A 24,864-nucleotide genomic window follows, 5' to 3' on the forward strand; every position below is an offset into this window, starting at 1 on the left:
CGACCAGTTAAACTTTCTTCAAAACTTCTTTTATTCTTATTTTATTAAATTCTATATCTTATGTAGTGGTAATTCTGTGTTGTTACAAACTGGAGGTAATTACTATAGCAGTTTCCATGGAAAGAACTGATCATTCTTTATGGTTTTATCTCTTAGATGTTGTGTATTTTGACAGTAAAGAGTAAATAAACAGTTGAACGACTTTCTTCCTTACTCGTGGCTATTTGTCTGGAAATTTTATCTAACTATCTTTTAGTTAAGGCACCTCCTTTATATTTCCATTTTCTTTTGTTAAGATTAAACGGAGTTTGTCATTAATCATTGATGTTAACGCTTACAAATTTAAAAGGATTTACCACTCTTTCTTACCTAAATATACGAACGTATTTTAATATCTTAAGTAATTTATCCAAACTTGTCCGTATGTGTCCTAAAGAAATTATATGAAACTTAGAAACAATTTTCAATAGTATTTTTTGATTTATGTCAAAATTCTTAATTTTTTTATATTTTACTCTATATTAATCTTGTTATATATTTCCATACGAGTCCAAATGTCACTCCTCTGTGTATAAACCGAAGATTAAATCCCCTAAAAATAACAGATAATTATCTCGAAAAAAAATCTTTTGAGTAGAGAGGCAATATGTTAAAGGATTGGGAATTTTTTATTCTAGGATATTCGAGAATGAAAGACATAGAGATCGTAACCTCCATGTCGCATTGCCACACATCCAATAATTAAAGGGTTTACCAAATCGATTGCTCAGCTAAAACATTATAAAGAAAACTAAAAAGAAGAGAGTAAAGTGACAACGAAAAGTTTGGCGACCGGTCACAATCCTCTCTCTGGTCCAAAAGTGGAACACCGTTCCTTGGAGATGACGTTTTAGCAACAGCCATCCTCGATCGCTAATTACATCACTCAACAACTTTCAATATTATAGGACAATCATATAGATTAGGAGAAAAACAACGGGCAGGCGTTCAACCGATTTAAGGTTGGACGCTGAAATTGGGGGATTTTGTACCGTTGTAATCGGGGAAAAATAAACCGTTGTTGACATCTCAAAACTTTATTTAGTTGTTACTGTTTTTCCCTCTAAGATTTTGGTAGAGTTACGTACAATTAGACTAGGCTCAAATATAATGGACTGTACTTTATTATTTGTTTTTTTTGGTTGGTTATTCTTTTCTTTGATTAAATCTACAATCATCTTTGCTGCTGTTTCCCCCATCTTACTTTGCGGGTGTTGGATCGTCGTTAATTTTACTGCGGTCAGTCTTCCGATTAGAGAATCATCAAAGCCTACCATTGAAAAATCCTCTGGAACACGGATATTCTTCTCTCGAAGTACTTCTAACATGCTAATCGCCAGCTCATCATTATAGCAAACAATTGCCGTTGGCTTAACACCTTGGTCTAATAGTTTCATAAAAGTCTGTATCGGTTTATTTACTTTGTCACTTGAATCATACGTCACAATTCCATTTGGATTAATGGTAACACCATAATGGCGGTGTGCTTTTATAAAGCCTTTCATTCTTTTCACACCTTGAAGATCATCCGTTTTAAAAAAACCAACAATGTTCGTATGCCCTAATTGAATAAGGTGTTCCGCTTGAACATAACCGCCCTTCTCATCATTCATCGTAATACTTAACGGCTCCAATTCTTCATAATAAGCATGTATCATAATATATGGAATGTTTTGATGTTCCATATTTAGGTAATATCCTATATTTGGGTTTGATATGGCACTTTTTGTTGGTTCAATAATGACTCCATCAAAGGGTTCTGTTAATATTTTCTCTAAGATCCTTTTCTCATTCTCATGATCATTATTGGTACTAAAAAGACTAACATTGTAGCCATGTTGGCTTAAAAAGGATTCTGCCCCTCTAATGATGGAAGGGAAAATATAATCTGAAATAAAGGTAGTAATAATGGCGATATTTCTCTGAGTAACTCCACTTGATGACCTATTATCCAGTGACCTGTCGGCACAAAAAGTACCTGCCCCTTGTTCCCGATATAGCCATCCTTTATTGACAAGCTCCCCAATCGCTGCACGAACTGTATGACGGCTAACCCCAAACTGCTTCATTAATTCACTTTCTGAGGATATCTTTTGATGAGGTTGATAGGTTCCATCCAGTATTCTCGATTGTATTTCTTGTTTCACAATGTCATATTTTGTACTCATAGAAACACCTCTCTCTTAATTAAAAAAAATTTATTTCCTTTGTTTGTAATTCTATTTTTCTATCAGTAGAAACCGCTTTCAACCTAAATAAAAAAATATATTTTAGTTTTTATCGTCAGCTTATACTTAAGTATTCATTCATTATTTAATTTTATTATAAATTGTACGTATATTCAAATAGTTCGACTGTTAGGTTAGTTATTAACTATTATCTATATCTTACATTCCTTAACTGACCTTTTTATATCTTGTACGTACTAATATGTTGGCTCTATCCACTCATTATTGGATAGGGCTTCAGTTTATTTTTTCCTACCACTTCTGTTTTAGAAATCAAAAAAAACAATCTTGATGACTTCTACAATGAATATCTATACTAATATGACCGCCAATATAGAAACAAATAGTTTTAAGCATTAAATCAATGTTTTTAAATAGTTGGATTTAAATGTTTTAAATGCAATATAAAACATTGGAGGACAAAAGAGGACTACTAATGTATATATTAAGCCCTTCTCAATTGAGTGGGGCTTTTCTTCTTTAACAAGACATTCTATTTATTTTCTTTTTTCACGTTCTTTATTCAATTCTTGGCATACTTCAAAAAAGAGCCACTCCAAATGTATCTTCTCTTCCACATCTGTTACTATTTCATTTATACGATTAAATGCTTTAATGATTTGGAGGCTGCTATGGTGAGGAAACATCAGCTACATTTTCTAGATTGATAAATTACGGTGAATATTTATATCACTATTTGCTTCTACCCGTTGCACCATTCCTTCATCTGTTAAAATTGAAAGTAATCTTGGAGGAGCTACGAGCATTATTACTGAATGGTTAGGGAAAGAGCCGAAACATCCAAAAACAGATTATGTTACATTTGTTGATCACTATATGGCACCAAATGAATTATATGAACGTGCCGAAAAACTTACAAAAGAATTCCCGAAATTGGTAGAAATCATTGGTATGCCAAATAAAGCAAATGGTTACAGACGCCTTGCCCAAGCAACTATCGGGGGCACAACCACTCTCACAGTTGTTGTTTTCTAAAAAGCATGGGGGGCATGAAGGCGGGAATGATGTATTGGTAGAATTCAGGAATGCGGGAACCAATAATACACACTAAAAGTGACTGTGGATGGTACCAAGATTTCAGTAGATTTAGCTACTGATTTGTCAGGAAAGGCAACAATTACTGCCGCACAAGTGGTTAAAGCACTGAATGAGAATGCTAACCAACTTGTCACTGCGACTTCATACCGCGGTAATAATGGTGCTTTCGCACCAACTACAAATGCTGCGAGATTAACTGACGGCTTGAAAGTAGGGGCAGATTTATGGAATAAGGATACAAAAAGATGGCAGGCAGTTGGATTCCAGCCAGCCTTTGCAGAAGGTCATGAAGAAGCAATGGAATTTGCCATTGGGTTAATTGGATTAATTAAAGTAGCCTACAACAGTACAAAAGACCATCAGCCACCTTCCTTAAAAGCTAGACCTGGAATCAGTTAATACACAGTTCCGGTTGATATTAAGATTGAAACAAGTGAGGCATTTATTATACGCTTGACGGTTGACGCCGCAGGAAACATTGAGAAATACTAAAATTCACTTGGTAATGGGAAAAACTATAATTCTGTAACCCTTACTTTTGGGAACTAGCCAATAAAAAAAAGACCAAGTGCCCTCTGGTCTATGTAAGATAAGAATTCGCTGGAACCCTTGATAGTATTGAATTGGCGGGACTGCGTGGGAATCGAACCCACCAGACCTGGCACGCAGGCCTCAGGCAGTTTTGAAGACTCCACGCCCTAATTGCAACTTAATTGATGTTTATAAAATCAGGTGTATCCACGCCAAATCAACTTCAAATGAGTTTTATAAAAAAATAATCACAAGTATTTTTCTATTTAAATCACTAGTATATATGTCAAATCCACTAGTTTTATTTTACCATACCTTTTACCCTTAAAAGAGAAAATATCCCTTGAGGAAAACATCAAAGATTTTGACCTTCAAAAACTCTGCCGATTTTCAGACGACACTTCTTGCTACATATGTATGTATTGTTGTTTGCTTAGAAACTGACACAGGAAACCATGTATATATGCTGAGCCATGTAATAATCGTTGTTAGAAGGGGACCTACATCGTCTATTTTTGGGCTCACTTTCGTTTTTTTTGGGCCAAGGAGTTTTTATTTCCTTGGCCCATTTTACTAGGTAAATTTTTTTATAATTGTTTGTACCCACAGAATAAATAAAAGTCAGTGATTTCACCAATATCCAATGGGAGCCTGAACACACCAAGATCCTGATAACTGGTAGAATTTATTTGGTCGAATTCCAATTCAAGTACACCATGGAATAAGCCCGGCCAATCTGCGTCTGCTACACAAGCAATACTGTGTACGTCAATATTGCATTTTTCATTGTTATTCTTCTGACCAACGTGATGTCCCTTAAGAAATTCAACGATGTGGTGCTTGCTTGGGTCAGCACCTTTTGCTTCGATAAGAATTTCGATCCGTTTTATGGCAATAATTTTATTTCTAGGCATATAAGGAAACATATTTTTACTTAGTCGGATTCCTAATTCTCTCGATTGCTGTAGATGAACCATTGGCTTGGTTAATTGATGCCATGCATCAGTAAATTCGCGTTTCACGTCAAAATACCGTACACCTTCGCCTGGCAAGTTTTGTTGAGCATCCTCATTAGCAACTTTGCGAAGATTTTCTCCACCCTCTCTAGCCGTAAAATTCAAGTGAAGAATCAAATCGCTAAGTGTCTCCATATCGAATTGGTTATTTTCTAACGGGAGCTCTATTCTCCAACGACTAACTGCACCTGAAAACTCAAATGGTAAATAGCGTTCATCTCGGAAATTTAATTCAAACATTCCGGAATCATTCTGTCCACTTGAGGTTGCAATAGCTTCTGTAGCTCCATAAATAGGTACAAACCGAGTATCTTCAGGCATTTCTTTATAACCATTTTTCCAGCGTTCATCGTGACAACAAGTATGTGGGGGTTCCAATAGTCGCGGGTCTACCCGTGTCTTGCTGCTCAACAAAGTAAGGCGGCAATGCACCCCGGTGTATGGACCTGCCACACAAGGAATGGTCATTGTAACATTCTTGATACGCCGCATGTAGTGTCCCGGATAGTCAAGGTCAAATAACCATTCGGGTATGTCGATCTCACAAGCACCTGTTGTCTGAAGTTTTAAAAATGCCATTGGAAAATGTAAGCGCAAGGAAATATGCTTTGTTAGTTCATACCCACGAACATTTTCGTCATAATAAGCCTTTTCCATCTGACGTAAACTCAATTGCAACCTTTCACCACTAAGAAGTCCTTCATGGAGATTATCCCAAATTTCTTCAGGGATAAACTTCCTGGCTGTATTTCCACACTCAAAATTGAAGGCTCGTTGAGCTTCCTTGCCATAATGTAAAGCCAATTCATACATCTGATAATACAAAGCTGCAGTTTCCTGTTGCATCCATAAATAAAGGGCATGGTTTGTAAATTTATCTCGTAGGAAGTCATGCACCTCTGCCGCGTTTTCCAATTGTTGCTGGTGATTGTTGAGTTCTCGAAGCGCTATACTACGATGCCTTTCAGCCGCGAGTATTTGTCGTTCAATTTGTTCAATTTCAATTGTAAGTACATCTACCTGGTGTTTCCATTCTTGTTTACGCCTTTCCCAGCCAGCTTTAGTTAGTCCCAATGAGGCAATCGTATTCAAAATATCCGCCGCTGTATTGGCAATCCTTGCACCAGCAGAAAACATTAGTCCCATTTTAGTGCCCGGAGGCGGGTTTATTTGAGTGACAGGGAATCCCAAATACAAGTCAGGAGTAATATTACTCATTTGACCAATACCTTCAACAATATTTCCTGCAGATCTCACCGTCGTAGAGCTGATGGTCAGTGGCTCATACTGCGCTTCACCGCTTATTAATCCATTAGCAATCAGACCTTCGTAATATTGCAAGTTATTTTGAGTTATCTGTTTGGTTTTTTGTAATGCTTGAACCTGCCAGTCTGCCTCACGCCACTGGTTTTTACTTACTTCTAAGCCTAAATTGAGCAATTGCCGTTCATGCATAGACCGCATGGTTGCCAAATACTCTGCATCACCCTTTTCATAAGCAGCTAGTAAGGCGGCCCCCAATGCTCTCACATCACTGGCTGCTTCATGAGCCTTTTGAATTAAGAATACAAAGCGATATGGACTTGGTAATAAGCACCATTCATTTTCATCCGCACAAAAATCTTCGTTGTCCTTCCAGCAATCTCTTATGCCACAATCTCCGAAATAAGTCATATCCAAGTTAGGTCGTCCATTCCTAAATCTCTTTGCGTTAAGGCAAGAATGAATCAAGCCCAAACGATCGTTGATAGTAGTATAGAGACACATTAGTCGTGGATTGATAGGTGCACAATCAGGTTTAAATTTTGCAACTGTAGTTGCTTTTGTATCCTCATCTTTAGATATAATGGTGGTCGGCATCGCTCCCAAAATCTTAGACATAGTATCAAAAATTAAACGAGCCTGTTGGAAAGATTCTGGTGTCTTTTTCCTCATTAGGGCATCGCCCCATTGCTGTAAAGTCTCCAAAAATTGCAAAAGGAGAGCACGCTCTTTTGTTTTTACATTTGAAACTGGGTTGCTTGCACAACAACAATTTTCTTTTGGGTGACCTGGTTGAACTTTATGATTGCAAGTTATCCAAGAATTATCATTTTGCAGCGGGTTATATACTACTTCATACCAATTCAAAGCATCCTCAAAATGACAATGTGCCCGCAAATGGCGTGCAACGGAAATGACCGGGCTAAACATTGAAGAAGGCAATAAGGGTGCACCGGGGTCAAACCAAGCAAAAAAAGGAAAAGCGGTTAAGCCACCCACCGGTTTTTGAGGAGGAATCGATACCAATGTAGGTATAGGAATTGCCTCATCAGTTGCTATGTCGTATCGGAAACCTGGCGGTGGAGGAGAAACATAACCCACTGGATCTTCACCTCCGCTAATCTCAAATTGCAGCGAATCTCCAAAACGACCAGAAAACTTCAATTCCGGTGTTGCACCGATTTTGATAGTTACTCCTTCATAAGAACGGCGCGGTTGTTGGAATTCACCGTTGTGCACCCGTGACCACCGTAAATAAACATGTGGCTTCGATTCCCAATTCAATAGACCAGGTAATTTCTCTGGGCGGTGCCAGTCTGATAGCGGGTTATTGACAACTGCCCCCCATTCCGCATTCTGTATTGTTTCATCGTAGAAACGTGAGTCCTCTAGCCAAAAATAGTACTCATCCATTAAGGCTTCATGCCTTTTACCACATATGTCGCAGCAAATAGAAGTTTTCTGGGAACCACACTTTGGATCAAAGTTAGTATTTGCCGGTGGAATACCTGCGGCTGCCACACGGCAAAATTCAGTCCCCAATCGGACAGCAGCCTGAAGCCACATTGGTAAATCCGTTTGCCCTTTAAGTGTGACACTTTCAATATGTGGCATTGGGGATTCATCCCGCATCTCAATATGATCATTCTCTCTTGAATGATTGTTTTTATTGCGTACAGGCGCTAACCATGTTGGGCGTGCATGACGATCTGGAGTACCCATCAAACCTAGTCCTTCATGTGCGGGATCAAGGAATTGAATTGTTGACGCTTCTCTATGTTGAAGAAGTGTAATACCCGGATGGATAGGAGGACGTGGTCCATTCCAATATGCTAGACCTCCCGGAATAGGGATAGTTAGTGAAGCTTCACGCAGTTCTGACTCCAAAAATTGATAAGCTTCAGTTTTTTTCGCTTTCTCCAATTCCTCCCATTCTATCCAGTTTTCCCGATAAATGACCTTTCGTTTACAGGCTTTCCAAATGCAAAATTTAGCAAAATGCCGATCCCAGGCAAGTTTAAAATCCTTTGATATAATAAACGAAGGCTCTAACCCCAGACGGGCTCGCTGAATAAACAATTCTATTGCACTAACCGCCTCTTCAATGCGACTTGCTTTCTCGCAGATCCCTACTTCGACATCTATCAGCAGCAGTTCACTCAAGTGCTTAACTTCTGTAGCAAAAACAGAAACACCCCAAGGGAGGAGCACACGGTCCATATGTGTCAAGTAAGCCACTAATGCCGCACGTCCTCGTAGGCGAAGATCGTCATTTAGACTTTTAATCTCTTCATAACGTCTCGGATCATGGTTTTCTATACACCCTTCCCGATAGAATCGAGTTAGATTAAGGTTGCCCGAGTCTGTTTGTTTAAAAGCTGTCTCAGGGACAGCGGGATCATCGGAGGCCCATAGATCCGGACGTGCTTCTCGAATATCTTTTTCATAAAAATGTGTTTGCAAGGAACGAATCCATTTCTCTGCTTGCCAAACACGGACCGCCCAACGATCGTCTTCTAAATCTACTGACTTGATTTCGTAACCTGCATAATATTGCAATACCAAGCAGTCGTGCCGCAAATCGATCCCGAGATGTCGAACTAATTGGGCAGGCTTGTCTTCATGCATTTCTGCAGATTCATGGAAAAGCAGCCACGCTGGGTGTTCGGGTGATCGTTGGGTTTCATTCCTCATTACTGTATAGTCAAAAAGTCGTTCCCACCAGTCGAACATCGCTTGAATGCGTTGATCTGTAGGTGCTGCTCGTAAATCTTGTACTGGGGAAGGTGCTTCATAATTATCTAGCACCGGCAAAAAGTTCAAATCAAAATTGGCTTTATGCGTCATAAAAACATTGCTGCTACGATAATATGACTGACCTGCAAAATTTTCAGGATGTGTGAGAATATAACCCAATTCTGACTGCCCATCATCGGCAATTCCACGAGTTGAAAGACCGAGGCGACTTGTCAAAAGCATCGCCTTGAATGCACGCTGATAAGTTCGCCGAATATCTCGTACTGTACTTGTAAAATGTACGGAAAGAAATTCTTTCACTGCATCGAAAAGTTTGATACCGGATTGTAAAGTGTCGTCTTTCTTGTCTTGAAAAAGTTTATCAAAAGGCACAGATATCCATTCCATTTTTGAATCTTGTCCCTTGTATTTCAACTGAAATCCCGTGGTTTGCGTACAAACATCTTCAAGCCCACTAAAAACTAACGGCTTTCGTTCTAATTCAATGACCAGTTCATAAAAACCTGTGTTTAGCACAATTGGTTTTGTACATGCTGGAGGTGCCACCTCGTTCGGCCAATCATGGCTGAGCAAAACCCATGTCTTTTGACCACGTTTGAGAATAATACGCCAACGGTGAGAGTACTCAACTTTTTTAAAATCCGGCACTTCTCCATTTGGAGTTGGAGATCCCGTACTAAATTCATATTTTCCTTCTTTTTCAATTAATAAAAGTCCCTTCCAATGAAGTTGAAATAGTTCAGCTCCGCCTAACATTTCTCCGTCTGTATTGGACATCGCGAAACCATTTCGAATTGCAGCAAAACGAAGCTGTTCATCTGTAAAGGTTGATTCCATAGCTGGTACAATAACCGGTATTGGTGCATTCCATGCGTTTTTCTCCGGGCCAAAAGCATCAACACCACCACGCACTTCACGCCATTGAATATTTTTAGCTGGATCATAATATTCGGCTAACATTCCTGTACCAATAAGTCCTAACAGCGCTGAAAATGCTCCTCCATTTGGTTGCGGGTTCCAAGTTACCGGTGGTGTCTGGCCGTTATCATTTTCCCATGACAAGGTGGCTTTATTTTCATCCGCCCACAGGTTTTTTAATAACAATTTGGCCAGTTGTATGCCTTCGGGATTAGACCTTCCGGTAACTTCATCTATATGCTTAGCTAAATGTTCGGCAATGACTTGGCAACGTTTATAAAAAAGGGCAAACTGGGACTGGAACCATTCCCAGCGTTTAACCTCGTCCTTCTCTTGTATTAGACGCTCTTCCGCTTCACCAAAATTGTTAAAAATAAAAGCAAAATAAGCCAAATCTTTTCGCGGTAAGAAATAAAGGTCCTGCACAGCCCTTTGTTCCTCCGCTTTAAGTTGACGGATACGGCTAATTTTTGTTAATACTGCTTCATTTGAAAGAGGAAGTTCTGTCCAAAGCTCCTTTGTAGAATCATCATAATGAAAAGGACCGTCTGGAGGAGTATTCCACATTTGCACGGAAGTCGAAGCAGGAAGATTGACCCTATACTGCCTTTGTAACAAACTTCCTGGAATACCGCTATCTTCTAGCACTGAAGGAAAGAAATGCTGCCCAAGCAAAAGCCATTTATTGCTGCTTGGGGAATATCCGAATTCCTCCCGAAGAACGGTCTCCATATGATTCCAAGTCCATTGCTTTGAGGCTTCCTCACTCACGTAAACAGACAAAAGTTTTTTACGCAATTTCCAAAGTGAAAACCTTTCTTCTTCATCCGGCAGGCCTAACGGGAAATCCTTCGCCTCATTGGCCTCCTGCAATGGGAACGGGTCGTCCCCCTGCAAATGAACATCATTACTAAAAATAAATAGCAGTTCCCCTACATTAAATTCGGAAGCATAGATTTTAACCAGAATTTCAGCAAAACGCAGTGTATGCGTTGGATGAGCATACCAGCTATCAGTCTGATTATATGGATTAAAACCAGCTAGTTTTGAAAGTGGGTTTAGATTGGTAATGAGTAATTTGATAAACTCCGGCTCACGGCATCGCGAATTATGGTTGTGAATTGCATATTGCTGTATTTGATGGAGCATGTGTTCTACAGCCCATTTCCATTTAGTTGCCCCAGCTACCCATAATGCAAGTAAATGAAGTCTTTCTGCCCCTGTTTCACCAGCTTGAGGTGTTGTACCATCCGTAAGTGACAAATCAAAATCGTCACGGAACATCTGAAAAGCAGCCAGCTGCCGTATAAAATCCGGGTTGATGTTTGAACCTTGGAACAGTTCCAGCTCCTTACAGATGTCACATAACTCCGTGAAGGTGTAACGTGCATTCGGTATTATTCTCATTTTACGCCAAAGTCGAATAAAAACGGCGAGTTGTTTAAGTGCTTCCATTGCATTAGGAGGATCATCAAACTCAATTACATACTCATCTAAACAACATGGTTCACAATCTGGAAAGCCCTTTTTATTCCCTTTTAAACTAAATTTTACAAATTCAGATTTCCATAATTCGATAAATTCACAATAAGTCAAACAAGTGCGCTTTAGAAATTCAGAAACGTGAACTACAATATTCGTCCAGTGAATACCATTAATGTAATCTGAGCTAAATCCATACAAAATGTGCAATTTTTTATTAGAAATATTTTTTTGAAACAAAAATTGATACTCTTCAGGGGTGATACCAAGATACTCAATGGCTGTTTCGATTCGAACCGGATAACGCCATAAATGACTCTGGAATTTTGCCGGTTCCTTGGTCGGATCTAGGACGAATTCCGTAATGGCTTTACGGAAACGGCGCATGGTAGCAAATCTGGTTGTTCCTAATTGTTTTAAATAAGTGCGTACAACATCTAAAGGCTGAGAATACGGAAGCACACATGCGCTAAAGTCGTTCTTCAATTTATCGTAGGCAGTCTGCGCTTTGGTGACGATGGCGGACGTGGCGTGTTCCGGCAACGCCTCCAATAAGGTTTCTGGATCATGTCGAAAGTCTCTTTTTGGATTGGTTGTTGTCTTTAAATCATGGCCTCCAACTTGATCTTTTGAAGTGTTATAAATCATGCCCGACACCGAGTTATTCGCCACCATGTATTCTAACGATTCATTGACAAGATCAATTAGAGGGATTGGCACATCTAAATTTGCTTGTGATGCTAACAAATTACCCAACGGCCCTCTCCGTTTTGCCAAATGTACAGCTATTGTATCAGTAGATTTAATTAATGGGTCTTCACATGTCGAATTTGGAGAAACTAGTAATAATTCATGAAGATAAGCAACCGGTCCCAATGGTGACTTGTATTCGGGAGGGATGCAATTAACCAACTGACCATCAGGATTAACCGGTTTGAACCCGGCGGAACCCGGTACAGGGTTTGATGGATTCGGATTTGAATTGTTCCATATTTTTTGAGCATAGTCGTATGCTACTGTACCGATAAGCGCATCTTGAAAATCATCCAGAGAAATATTTTTTATGTCTTCTGAATTTATAAAGCCTCTCGCCCAAAGCGCTTCCATGACGGAGAACTGCATCTCATTAGGAGAAATCCCATTCGTCAAGTCTAAAACACCTTTAATACAACTTAGCCATGCTGTAAATTGTTTTTGAGCCACCGGATCTCCCGGGAAAATGGTGGTTAGAGTATTTGCCAATGTGGTAGGGTTCCAACCGTTGAACAAAAAGCCTGGGTACATAGTCAATAGCAAATCTAATGGATTACCAGGAGATCGACCTAGAACGGGTGCAGGATCCACAGTTAAAGAATTAGTCTTAGTAAATATATTGGCAACATAAAAAAACTTTCGCAAATGGCTAATAAAGGCTTGTATCCGTTCTTCCCTCGTTCCCGGCTTCGTGAAATTCGGGAGCCGATCTGGATTCACAGGTGGATTCGGGTTCAGTAATGCCTCCCAATCTTCACTTGTTTTAGCTGCTAAAGCAGTCACATCATTTACATTAAAAGATGGGTCGTTAATAGCATTGATTAAAGGGATATAATTTTGGGTAACTGCTAAAATAATAAGCTCAAAATGACCGACAATATTATTAACCGACAGAGTCTCCCAAAATACGTTTATATCTTCTCCTAAAAAAGCTAACCAACCACTTACTAACCCATCAATTGAAGTCCCAGGGATAATCTCTACCACCGGTGTATCATTCTCCGATTGCGAAGTTAATGCCTGCAATCGACGGGCGGCTTGAAAAGGATTAACACTAGTTGGTTGAGTCAATACTTTATCATTGATAGCCTGCTCGATATCAGATACAATTTGCTGCTCAGTTTGTAATGAGAACATTGTAAAACGCTGCTCCCGTTTGATCTGCTGCGGTAAATTAGCAGTCAGGGCATAGAAATATTCTGCAGGTACCTCAAAAACAGGGTTTAATATAGGACCCGGACTCTTCAGTATTACTTTGGTTTTATTGTCACTACCTACAGGGGGTTTAACATCATTTGCTAAAATTGCATCAATCGTATAATTTGTTAAATTTGTTTGCCCATGATATATTTCCCCACCACTGGTTGTCCCAATATAAATATTGCATTGGGTTGCACCATTAGGGAGTGTAGGAACGGTAACATCAATGTTTTGACCTTTTGTGATTGTAATATTAGCTTCTGCTGAAACTTGAGTTTCACCATTAGGAGTAACCCATGTGTATTCTATATAATACTTTCCTGCGGATAATAAGGAACCAACACCACTTGAAGAAAGTGTTGGAGCAGGCAAGGCGAATACAGGGAAGAAGAATACGGCTTGTTTTGCTTTTTGGCTTTCCTCCTCTAACCAAATAGCTGCTGAAAGATTAAATATGTAGTTAGCCAGCCTATCTGCCTCATTATTGTGTTTGATATAGTAGGTCTCTAAGTCAGCCTCGAACATTTTTCGCTCGCTGTCTAAATTACTACTGGTGCTAATGGAGCTTGTGTACATCGACTCCAAGTCAAGGCTTGGAGGGTTTGGAACAGGGAGAGGGTAGGCATTTCGATCCCAAATGATTTCATAAGCGATATGTTTGCACTTGTCACGATTAAGATTAGCAATGTCTAATGTATTACCCGGTTCCTGGTTCAGCACGTTTTCTACCGCTGTTCGTAATTCCATAAAATTAGGTGCATTTCCATTAAGTGTAGTTAAAATCGGCTCCAATTGTTCCCCAGGTACGGGCAAGGTTAAATGTAAGCTAGTAGTTATTATTGTACAAATATCGTTAAGATTTACCGGTAAGGTACCCGTCTCAACCGGTACGTTGTAATATTTTTGCCGGTGAATAAAATCTTTTCCGCCACGAGTAATTTCCAAGCGTACATCGGCAGTTTTGAACTCCCCACCAGGTGGGGGATCGGGGATTTCGATAACCGCTGTTGCTACTGCAAAGAAATCGCATAAATTTAAAACAGGGTCGATATGAAAATGTTGGATAATCCGTGTGTTTGGATCCGGGAATGGGTAAGGGTTGGGTGGAGATATATTCGGTGGGTTATATTCAGCAGGTGGATACCCAATATTATTGCCATCCGGATCCTTAAACGATAATTCATATGCAACTATTCTCAACCCGTTTAGATAACCAGTAAATTCGGCTGCGGAAACTGGCTCTACCGGATGCAGCCGAATAATGAGTAAAGATGGCATATTTTCCTCCTTTCGAGTATCTTTTGTAAGGTACTCTTAAAATCTATGTTTGGTTAGTATAATTAATAAAAGGATAAAAACCCTTCAATAATAATAGCCCATTCCCTACTTTAAATAGTTCCAGGACTTATATTGCACAAATATATATTTTATATACTTTACAAACTGAATGTAATGCGCTTTCTCTTTTTAAGATTTGTACTATACGGAAGAAATGATAAAGCTTGCTAACATCCATTTTTTATTTAACCATTGCTTTTAGGATATCTATACTGGTTTTCTGAATGCAGACTCAAGGTTTGTTTGTTAAATCTTTTATTCCATTTAAACTTCATATATCTACTTGCAGTTTGACTCCTTATTCAATGCTAGCAGCCATTATGAAGGCATCCGTATCAAAGACTTGAATCATCTAAATAAACCTTTTAAAGCCTTTTAAATACTTCCACCTTCACAAGGCCTGTCATGAGTGCATTCTATTGTCCCTAATTAGCGTTATCGAGGGATTACTGTGACAACCACTTGTCCTCTTCTTCAGTAATGACCCGAAAACTGGTTGAACCAGGTTTTGCAATTTCAGCTTCAACACGAGTACGGAGTTGTGCCCTAACTTGAGGGGTATCTGGTGACATCCGTTCCAGGGTATGCTCAGAATACCACCGATTATTGATTCTCATATCACCGCCCTGAGCTAGCAAATCGTAAAGGGGGACCGTAAGAGGTCTTTGTGGACCTATAGGAACTCCAAATTGTGTTGTCGGTCTTGCCGCGCCTAATACTCTGCCTAATCCGTAGATGATCGCCAGAGAAGCGGTAAACTCGAGGGAAGCACCCAATCTCCACACTTCATCCCCAGTAAACATTACCTGTGCCAATTTGCCAGTGCTGTCACTTCAGCTCCTAGTTTTCCTGGTACTAGGTGAAAGGTGATTTTGTTCATGAGTTTACTTCTCGTTTAATATGTCCATATAAATATTTTTCCTGGTTGCTGTTGTAACCTAAACCTTGCAATAGCATCGAGGGTAAGAGTCCAACGCTCCTCACCCGTAAGTCCGGGTGCTATTAATGCCGCTCTGAAACTAGCCTGCGCTTCTTCTGCCCAATCCAAATTGTGAGTCATACCTGCCAGATAAGCGGAACGATGACCTAGTACTTCATGGGCTATCGTACCTCGTTGAGTGATGAGAGAGTTTGCCGGATTGTTAGGATTAATCAAGCCTTCCGACGTAACTGGATTCACATCCGGACCAATCATAAGCAGATCACTTTCCGGCCAGTGTGCAGTATTTTGGAGTGGCCTATACATGATTCTATCTTGCGGCATCCCCAAAGAAATAGCGTAATTCTCTGCAGCCTTAACTTCTTCGGGCGAGAGAGGTGTGGTATTACGATATCCCGCGCTTATTTTGAACTTCGGGGAATTGAGATTATTGAGCTTCAACGGTTTGGATACTAGATTCATCGATGCCCCCGCAGCGGCCGCATTCCCTGATATATCGCCTAACACACCAACTGCATTCGCTAGTTTCGGATCGGCTCCAAAGCTAACAGCAAGAGACGAAGAAATCTCATATTTGAAAGAATGTGCCGATTTTCCGGTAACCAGCATTCGTAATCCTACCTGCCCTGTATCTATAGCATTTAAAAAAACGACATTAGAAAGCCCTAATGTTTCCGGCTCAGCATATAGTGCGCCGGCCCCTTCTAATATTGCACCAGCAAATTGAAACGCACCCATGACATGAGTGACGGCGGAAGGGTAAGTTAGCTGTAATTGTAATCTTTCCGCCACCGCCTTCAAATTCTGTATACTCTCAGCATTAGACATTCTGGGTATTTCAGATGCCGATTTGGGTACCGACTTTGAGATGGATGGCATAGACTGACTTGCGACAGTAGGAGTCTGTGGTGGTGGTTTGGCTATTGATGCCAAGCCCCCCCCAGTATGACCTGGTAAACCTGTTGAACCCTTATTGGATTTTGCAAACTCGGTGAGATCCCAATCCCCATTTTCTGAGGCATAACCGCTTTTATCAGCATATCTAATTGGGTTATTTTGGCTGTAAGCATATAAGTTCAACCCGTCTACCATTCCCGCTGGATCACATCCCGTCCACCTCCCCAACCACGGCATGGAATACCGTGCCCCGTGATAGCTAAGACCAGTTTCTTCATCTCGCTCCATCCCAGTATAGCGATAGCGTTTGGCTGCACATTTTATGGCTTTATTTTTGGCTTGGTAGGCGGTGGTGCCGTATGGATGGTACTCTTCGTAGCTAATGACCTGCGCTTCGTCATCCAATTCCATAGAAGTTGAACCAAGATGATTGTGTAGCTGGTACCGAACCGTTTGAACAGGACTGGTTCGGCCCATAAGAATGCCCATTACCACCTTGCGTTTTGTTTCAGTATCAATCATAACAAAACGGTATTGATTGTCCATCAAACTGAGGCTGGTCCGTTCCAATCCTTCATCAGTCCCGCTGTACTGCTTGTAAAGTTCATAGCCTGCGATATAGATCCTCTCATCTTTTTTGCTTGGTGTATTACCTGCATCGGCCTGGTTCTCGGTTATTTTTCTAATCCGTTGCCCTTGTCCGTCATATTGGTAATAGGTTGTTTCGGGTGAGCCGCCGTCGGTGCGCCTTTGGCGGATGGTTTTTACGAGTTCTTCTTTAAAGTTCCATCTCATGTCTTCCAAATGGGGCATGGCTGTCATAAAACCATGGCGGAGATGGTGTGAATAATTGTAAGAATTTGAACCTATTTTCGTGCTAATCAGCCGATTATTCGCTACCTGATAGGTATAATCCCTTGTCCAATTGTTGCCTGACGCCTGATGCCTCATTTGGAGGATATTTCCTACAGCATCATATAGATAGCTTTGTGTATAATTCCTCATTGCCAGCGGATCACCAGGGTTTAATTGCTGCATAAAAGCAATGTCATTCCAATTGTCTCTGCTGTCAAAGGCCAACGGAGTATTGTTCTCCCTACCTGTTGCCTCTACAAGGCGATAAAGGGCATCGTAAGTATAGGCAGAAACCCCGGTAATTTTCTGGTTGTCAAAAAACACAATCGGAATGTCTTGGTCTTCAATATGAGTGATATTGCCAACAGGATCATAAGTGTAGTGCCAATCCTGAAGCGGATCGTTGTTTTGCCGCTTGGTTTCCAAACGATTAAGCCGGAAGGTTTCCTTGTCATAATAAAATCGGGTTATCACATCGTTTCCATAAACAATTTTATTGCGCTGGCCTTTTTCGTTATAGTCAATGCTTTTAATATAGACGGAAGATGTGGCCATGCCGGTTTGAGTGACGCTCTCACTATTAAGCAATCCCGCTTCGTTATACGACGGCGTAATGATTCTGCCATCCGGTACTATCTGTTTCGTTACCCTTCCGAGTGCATCTATTTGTGTCATAAAGGTAAAGCTTTCAGATTCAAGGTCGGTGACCAAATTGGCGTCGGTCCAATTGGCTACACCCTTATAATTTTTGAAAAGATTCCAAACGGTGGATTTTGGCTGCCCTTTAAAATCATATTCAGGCGTTCCCACAAGTCCCCCTGTATCGTAGTGCCTGATGATCCGCCCTCTGAGGTTCTTCAACTCGGGGCTGGATTCCCCCTCACCGTAAAATATCCTGTCAAAAATATGATTAAGAGGGGAATCACTATCGCCGCCAATGACCTTGCTTTGGATAGGCCGATGCAAAATATCGTAATAATATTGGAATTCGTGATCTCTCTCATCCCAGGTACGAAGCGGATTGCCCAGGATATTCACCAGCAGCCATCGTTGTCCGGCATCCATGCTATACTGAAATACCTTGTTGCCCAAGATATCGTATTTGTATTGCATCACTACATTGCCTCGTGCATCTGTAACTTTGCGGAGATTGCCTTCGATATCAAGATCGGCTTTAGTCAAGTAAAATTCATCTTCATCAGCATTCAAATGTTTATTGTGATCAATTGATAATATAGGTCTACCCAATGTATCAAAGTGCTGTACATTGGGTGTTCCCGCATGTTTGGCAGCTTTAATGGCGGCCGCTTTTTCCCTTTCAGGATCTATGTCAGCTGCGATTAGTTCGGTATCTATCAATCTGTTGGTGCGGTTATGATACCAAGAAGATTCTAGAACCGTATCATTTTGGTCGTACACCGCCTGTTTCCAAGAGTCAAATTCTGTGCGTGAAAATGTGCCATTGGGCATTTCGGTTTTTATGAGCCTACCTAGTGCATCGTAGTACATGATAGGTGTAACACCGGTTTCCACCAATTCTTTCAGATTTTCATAGTTGTGCGTGATCGAAAAATAAGGCTCATATTGTTTTACTGCATTTCCTTTGTTGTTAAGCACGGTTCTGCCGCTGCCGATCCATCGCAACTGTTTGGGGGTCATCGCGAATGTATCGATGTCTGTGACAGTGTAAGTACCGTCGGGATTTACCTTAATTTCCTTTGCCTTCCCTGGTTCAGCCTGCGCCTTTTTCATCATCACCTGCCCCAGACCATTGGAGTATTCAAAACTGATTTGAACAGACGAATCATTGTTTTTTTGAAAATGTTCTTCCCTTAAAATGGAGGCGACAGACACCGGATTACCGGAATTTTGATAAGAATCGAAGTCATAGACAAACCTTGATGTTGCATGCTGCAATAAATTTTTCCCATGAGTAACCAATATATTTGAATCAGTTGCATGAAAAAAATCATTCACCAATGCATTTTCTGATTGAGATGAAAATTCATTCAGGCCCGACAGATCATCGGCCTCATTTCCTTTACCGAATACCGCGATTGCCTTTACCAGACCCAATTCATCTGTAATCGCTTCGGAAAAATTGTTATTAGGATCTTTCATTCGTTGGGCTGAAAGGATCCTGAAATTAAAAATTTCAACTTTCGTTTGATTGCCTAATGCGTCTTCTATTTCTTTAATAAAAAAATGATAGTTACTATCATATTTCACCTTGGTTTTACCGCCAAAGGGATCGGTATAGGAAACGGGAAGATAAAAACGGTTTTGAGCATCAGCCTGTGCTTCACCCGCATCGACAAATTGGGTTGTTCCCGAACGAATCCACCACCTTTCGTCACTTTCTCGGTGGGTGAATTTACCTTCCAGCATCAGGTCTTCATACACCCTAGCACCAAAAATATCGCCAATCAGTGTGGGAGTGTAGGCTAATTGATAGTTTTCGAAAGGCAGAGCCAAGGAATCCAATCGATAAAGTGGCAAGGCATCCTCTAAATTATTACTGCGATAAATGGTGTGAATATGTTCAATTAATCTTTTTTGTGAAGTTTCAAGTGCAGGATTTTGTTCAACCTGATGATATTCCACTTCAACAGTAGCTGATAGGATGTTCTCAAAATCACTTATTGAATAGAAGGGCTTGTTTTTGCTAACCCCTTTTAATTCGTAAGTTCTTGTTTCAGCTGGTAACCTCAGTCTGTAGGATCGATCTGTATCAATATCATTGGTAAACTTATATTGTGTATAGGTTACCAATGTTTTGTCCTGTACGCCCTGAATATCAATAGGCAGGGAAAGTTCCCTTTTTATCCTAGGATAAACAACCGTCGCCGATTCCAGCACATTTCCATACTCATCCAGCTGAATATTAAGTGTATGGGATATACGCGGGTCCTCCGTTTTCCGCTCGTAGTTGTAGGTAACAGCCTCGCTCTCTTTGACAACAAATACCGCATGCTTGTTTTGCCCTTTTGGCTGCAGCAGCTCGATAACACAGTTATGAGTTGCGACGGAATAAGGAGTAAGTAGCTTTTTGATTTGGTCAGGAGTTGCTCCTGTTTCGGGAGCATCATGCGCAAACATTTCCGTGCGCAGTCCCATGCCTTTGCAAGCACGCAAGGCTTCTCTCCATTCCTGGGGACTTAGATGGTCAATAATAGTTTTATCTAATACCGGCGCGGCAATGACCCGAGCATCAGCCAAAGGCATTTCATGGTTTACAATAGTAAAACCCTGTTTTGCCATTTCTTCATACCAATAGTCCTGGGCAAACTGGTTAAGGATGTTTTCGCTACCCATGAAAGCTCCGTTATGAAACCAACTTTTGGTGATTACCGGTTCCTGATGCAGTGTTTTGTCTACGACATTGCTTGAATCTCCTTTTGCCCAATGATCAAAATGCTCTGCATCTGTCTGTTCTACCATGCCAAAACCTCTGAATTCCCTTTCGGCATGGTCATAATAGCCATGATGGTATCGGTAAGAGCTCACGAATCGGTAACCTGAAATTCTATCCCTTGTTTCTATTTTTGAAATGCAATAGACCGGAAAATGCAATTTAGTAATCCATGGCCTGCCTGCAAGTTTGTCTTCAATGTATAACTTGGTAGACGGAGTATATTCAAGAGAAACCTCTTTGCCGAGATTATTTTTGTATGAAATCATGATGTGAGGTTTCTTGCTGTTCATTAGGTCTATGTATTTTAATGGAACAAGTGTATCCTTAGATAAAGGGCTTGACCAGGCAATACATGCAACACCATTTCCCAACAAATCCGTAACCGTGATTTTTGCCAGATTATGAATTTCAGGGAAGGACTCAATCTCAAATGGGATGGTGCTAAATGCGTTTCCGCTTAAATTCATCCAGCAGGAGAATTTGTTTTGGCCCAGATAAATAATATCAGTCGTACCGGAACCGTCAATATCGGCTAATCGCAAATATGACGGATTGAATGCATCCGGATGGTCAAAAACCGGGGCATGATCCATCCCCACTTTTGCCCCAAACCGTCCGAAGCCAAGGTTAGGCCAATAACAGATTTCCCCATTTCTTATTCTGACAATATCCGTAAGACCATCACCTGACATATCCGCCAAGAAAATGGTTTGTTTCGGGTCGGCAAATACCAAATATGGACCAGCTTCTTCATCAAAGGGGTAATAAATTCTGTGGAAACTCTCAAACCCTTCTCTTCCCTTTGACTCATACCAGGTGAAGACATGATCTTCTGTAATCAAAACTTCTGGTTTGCCATCCCCATTTAGATCAATCATCCGTACATTAGCATCTCCAAAATTGATAATAGGAAGGTTGTCAAAATTCCTGAAAGCCTGCCACTCCTCCTGCTCAGTTAATTCAAAATATCCTTTAGGTTCTTCGTGAAAATTTACTAACTGTTTGCTTCCGTCTGCATCCAGATCCACTAATTGCAATCGTGTACCAACCCCTGCGAATGAGGGTTTAGGCGAAACCAATTTTGCCTGTTCAAAATTGCCGTCACCTAAATTACGTTTATAATACCAGCCTTCACCCTGCTCTGTTAGAATGCCAGAGAGACCTTCACTGAACAAATCAATAAATTGATAGAGCTGTTCATCCAACCCCGCAGGCGCATGGATCAGCGAATCCGGTGAAATTGATTTCACATCTTTGTTCCAATCATGTTTTTGATAGTCAAACTCCGTTGAAGGCATTTTTTTTAAGGCATAAGTACCATCCGGTTTTTTAATATATCCATAAGCCGTTATAGAGTTTAGGAAGGTAAGACCTGATCCTGATTCACCTGCAAAACTGTATTCAAAATTAAGAGATCGTACTAAAGCCGAGCCACCTGGAAGTTCAGCAAAATAATGGAACAACAGAACTCGCTTGCAGAGTCGTGCAGTTCTTATCTCAAAACCCGCCTTATATTCTGATATGGCGTCTAATCGGAAATCCCAATCCTTAATTTTTGTATATGGGGCATTTGTATCGTACTCTCCATAATCAAATACAGTTTGGAACATGTAATCTGTTTCATTTGGATAAATATCATTTAAATTTTTATATGGTATTTTGTTTCCGTATAATACTTTCTCTAAATAAAGATTGGTGTACGTAATATCCCCGTTTTCGATGCGATTTCGATTGTGCAGCAGTGAATTGTCGAATCCTTTATCGTCTTCTTTCTTATAAATATATTGAGTGCAATTGCCTTTGTCATCGAAGACAAATTCCGGCAGCCATTCGAATATTTTATTTTCATCTTTTGGGTCAGAAATTCTTGATTCCACACTCCATCCAAACAGAGTCGTTACATTCTCTTTCGTAACGACCCGCCATTTGATTTCCATTGATGTTTTCCCTGACCATCTCTCGATCCTGGCAAATAGGCCTTCAATCCGAGGCTTGTAAAACCTGATTGTAAATAAACCGTCTGGAGAGTCCTTTTCTTTTATAATGAAGTTTTCGTTCAAATCTTTACGAAAGCTGCCATCAGCTTCTTTTATGAATACCGGAACTAGATCCTCAGCCTCCGAAAAAAGGAACGTATCCGAATCAATTTCATCCAAGTATTGGGGTAGTTCTTTATCTGTTTTGCGTTTTATGGATGGCAAGCTTAAATTCCATCCCAAACCGAAAATACCATTTCCTGCGCCTGAATTATATGTCAAATTCAATGCAGGTGAAGCACTGCCCCTGACTGGAGAAACCGGCAGAGGTATGGAAAATGAGGCTGTTCCATTTACGGGATTTACAGAAAACTTCTCATCGATACCTTTAATGGCACCGCCCCCCTTTGGCAAAGAAATGGATGGAATCTCAATTGCATTGGACTTCTTTTTTCCTCCATCTGTTTTGAGGAATTGAGAAAAAGGTTTTGGGTTTTCTAACTCATTATTCATTTTTTCACCTCTACATTCCGTTTGATCTGCACCACTTCTGATAGGTGCTTATGCTAAAAAATAATTTATTTAAAACCATTATTAAACTCAAAATGCGTCCCTTACATAGTAAATTTGATAAAATAATGGCATCCTCTTCCAACAGACTCATGTCTTATAATGTTGCAAAGTAATTTAATCTATTCTAGGAATAGCGCTTTCAAAAAAAGAAAAAGTTTAAACTTCAAATTATTTTACATATCCAGTTCAACCAACTTTATATTTTTATAATTTCTTGATATTTAGAAGTTAATTATTATCACTTGCTGGCTTAATTGCTATATCCTTTATTCTCAGTACACCCATATATGATGGAGTAAATTGTCCGCCTTATCGATTTCATTTAAATCAATAGCTTCGATGATTTTGATAATACTGACACCCAGCTTTTTATTTTGCGCCAACCTGGACGCCTGATCAAGCAGTTCAATCTTATGCCGGGTATCCTTGTATTCTTCATGCTGGGCAATGTGCACAAGTCCGCTTATTTGATTTTGATACTCTTTTTGGCTGTTTACAAATATCAGGGCTTTTTCAACCTCGCCGACAGCTAAATACAGCATGATGATTTGAGTATGCGGAATCCCTGAACCAATATGCGACAAATCACCATCTAGTTGTATTACCGATTGTTCCGCCAATTGTAACACTTCGAAAAATAACTTAAAGTCATTGTCAAACTTGTGGGAAAGTTTACTGATTTCAATGAGCGCTTCTGTTTTTTCCCTTGCAGCCAAACGATCCGTCTTTTGGATTAAATCTCTAATTTGCACAATGTTGAAATTTGCATCTTCCTTATTCAATATGCCAATCAGTTCAAGTTTTACAAAAATATTATCAACGTTATGGAACAAATCGATGAATTCTGCCTTCCGATCTTGATGATATAGATAGTCTCCTACCTGTTTCAACTGTATGGGGTTGTTCAAGATAGTTCTATTTGCTTTCTGACTGTTCCCCTCCATTTTAAATAAGAGACGGATCGCTTCTTCTTTCGCCTCTTTGTTCCAAAAATGATTAACAAATAACTGATTCAACTCAAGTGATTTGCGATGATCTTTTTCCCAAGTGATTTTCTTCCGTAAGACAAAAGCTTGCTTTAAGTAATCGACAGAAACTAATTCTTTGATCATGTCATAATAAATGTGATTGCAGTTTTCTGTTGTGCACTCTATGAAGGATAGATAGTAAAGTGCTTCATCTACCTGGTTGTCTTTTATATACTGAGCAAGCACATTCGTATAAAGAGATTTTTTAAATTCTGGAGAAGAAATATCCTCAATTATCTGCTTACATTCCTCAATATTGTTGTTCCTTAATGCCAAATAGACAATTTTATAATAGACCATCTTCTTTTCCCAATACCGTTCAATCTCCTGAATCACCTGTTCAGCAGCCTCATACCCATATAATTGATAGGATTTTACTGCAAGGGCTCTTAGAATTAGGTCCTTTTTTACGGTGTCTAGAAATTCTGTTTTCACCAGCTGCAATGCATCGTCTATTTTTTCCGCATACGTTAAATCAATGGCTGCGGTATGGATGGCAAGTTCTTTTTCTTTACGATTAGTTATCTGATCAATTTTTTCCAGGTTCACAGACAGTATCTCATTAATTTTTCGAACCCATTCTTCTGCTAAACTTT

The 24,864-nt window shown here is 40.1% G+C and carries 7 protein-coding genes and 1 pseudogene; 3 read left to right on the plus strand and 5 right to left on the minus strand.

All coding sequences use genetic code 11. The annotated features are described in order from the left end of the window. Positions 1–877: 877 nt before the first annotated feature. Positions 878–1,000, plus strand: a pseudogene (locus V7108_RS04045) (ATP-binding protein); the annotation flags it as partial. Between the two features lie 76 nt (positions 1,001–1,076). Here the strand turns inward: V7108_RS04045 and V7108_RS04050 are convergent. Continuing rightward, positions 1,077–2,207, minus strand: coding sequence for a GntR family transcriptional regulator (locus tag V7108_RS04050; protein ID WP_335567412.1), 1,131 nt, complete (start codon positions 2,205–2,207; stop codon positions 1,077–1,079). An 897-nt stretch (positions 2,208–3,104) separates the two neighbouring features. Here V7108_RS04050 and V7108_RS04055 point away from each other — a divergent pair. Then, a complete protein-coding gene (locus V7108_RS04055; RefSeq protein ID WP_335567413.1) occupies positions 3,105–3,263 on the plus strand; it encodes a hypothetical protein in 159 nt (52 codons plus the stop codon). 84 nt (positions 3,264–3,347) lie between these two features. Further along, positions 3,348–3,725, plus strand: a complete 378-nt coding sequence (locus V7108_RS04060) for a hypothetical protein (protein ID WP_335515269.1) — start codon at positions 3,348–3,350, stop codon at positions 3,723–3,725. Positions 3,726–4,444: 719 nt separating this feature from the next. Here the strand turns inward: V7108_RS04060 and V7108_RS04065 are convergent. The 4 genes from V7108_RS04065 to V7108_RS04080 all read right to left on the minus strand — a co-directional run bounded on the left by V7108_RS04065 (position 4,445) and on the right by V7108_RS04080 (position 24,817). Further along, positions 4,445–14,524: a neuraminidase-like domain-containing protein gene (locus V7108_RS04065; RefSeq protein WP_335567414.1), complete on the minus strand. Its 10,080-nt coding sequence runs from the start codon at positions 14,522–14,524 to the stop codon at positions 4,445–4,447. A gap of 506 nt (positions 14,525–15,030) precedes the next feature. Beyond that, positions 15,031–15,399, minus strand: coding sequence for a hypothetical protein (locus V7108_RS04070; RefSeq protein ID WP_335567415.1), 369 nt, complete (start codon positions 15,397–15,399; stop codon positions 15,031–15,033). Between the two features lie 80 nt (positions 15,400–15,479). Next, positions 15,480–23,180 carry a SpvB/TcaC N-terminal domain-containing protein gene (locus V7108_RS04075; protein WP_335567416.1) on the minus strand — a complete coding sequence of 2,567 codons (7,701 nt, stop codon included), beginning with the start codon at positions 23,178–23,180 and terminating at the stop codon, positions 15,480–15,482. A 332-nt stretch (positions 23,181–23,512) separates the two neighbouring features. After that, on the minus strand, positions 23,513–24,817 hold the full coding sequence (locus V7108_RS04080) for a hypothetical protein (protein ID WP_335567417.1): 1,305 nt from the start codon (positions 24,815–24,817) through the stop codon (positions 23,513–23,515). Positions 24,818–24,864: the final 47 nt, after the last annotated feature.

This window comes from Neobacillus vireti, from assembly GCF_036962345.1.
Lineage (GTDB): Bacteria > Bacillota > Bacilli > Bacillales > Cytobacillaceae > Neobacillus > Neobacillus vireti_A.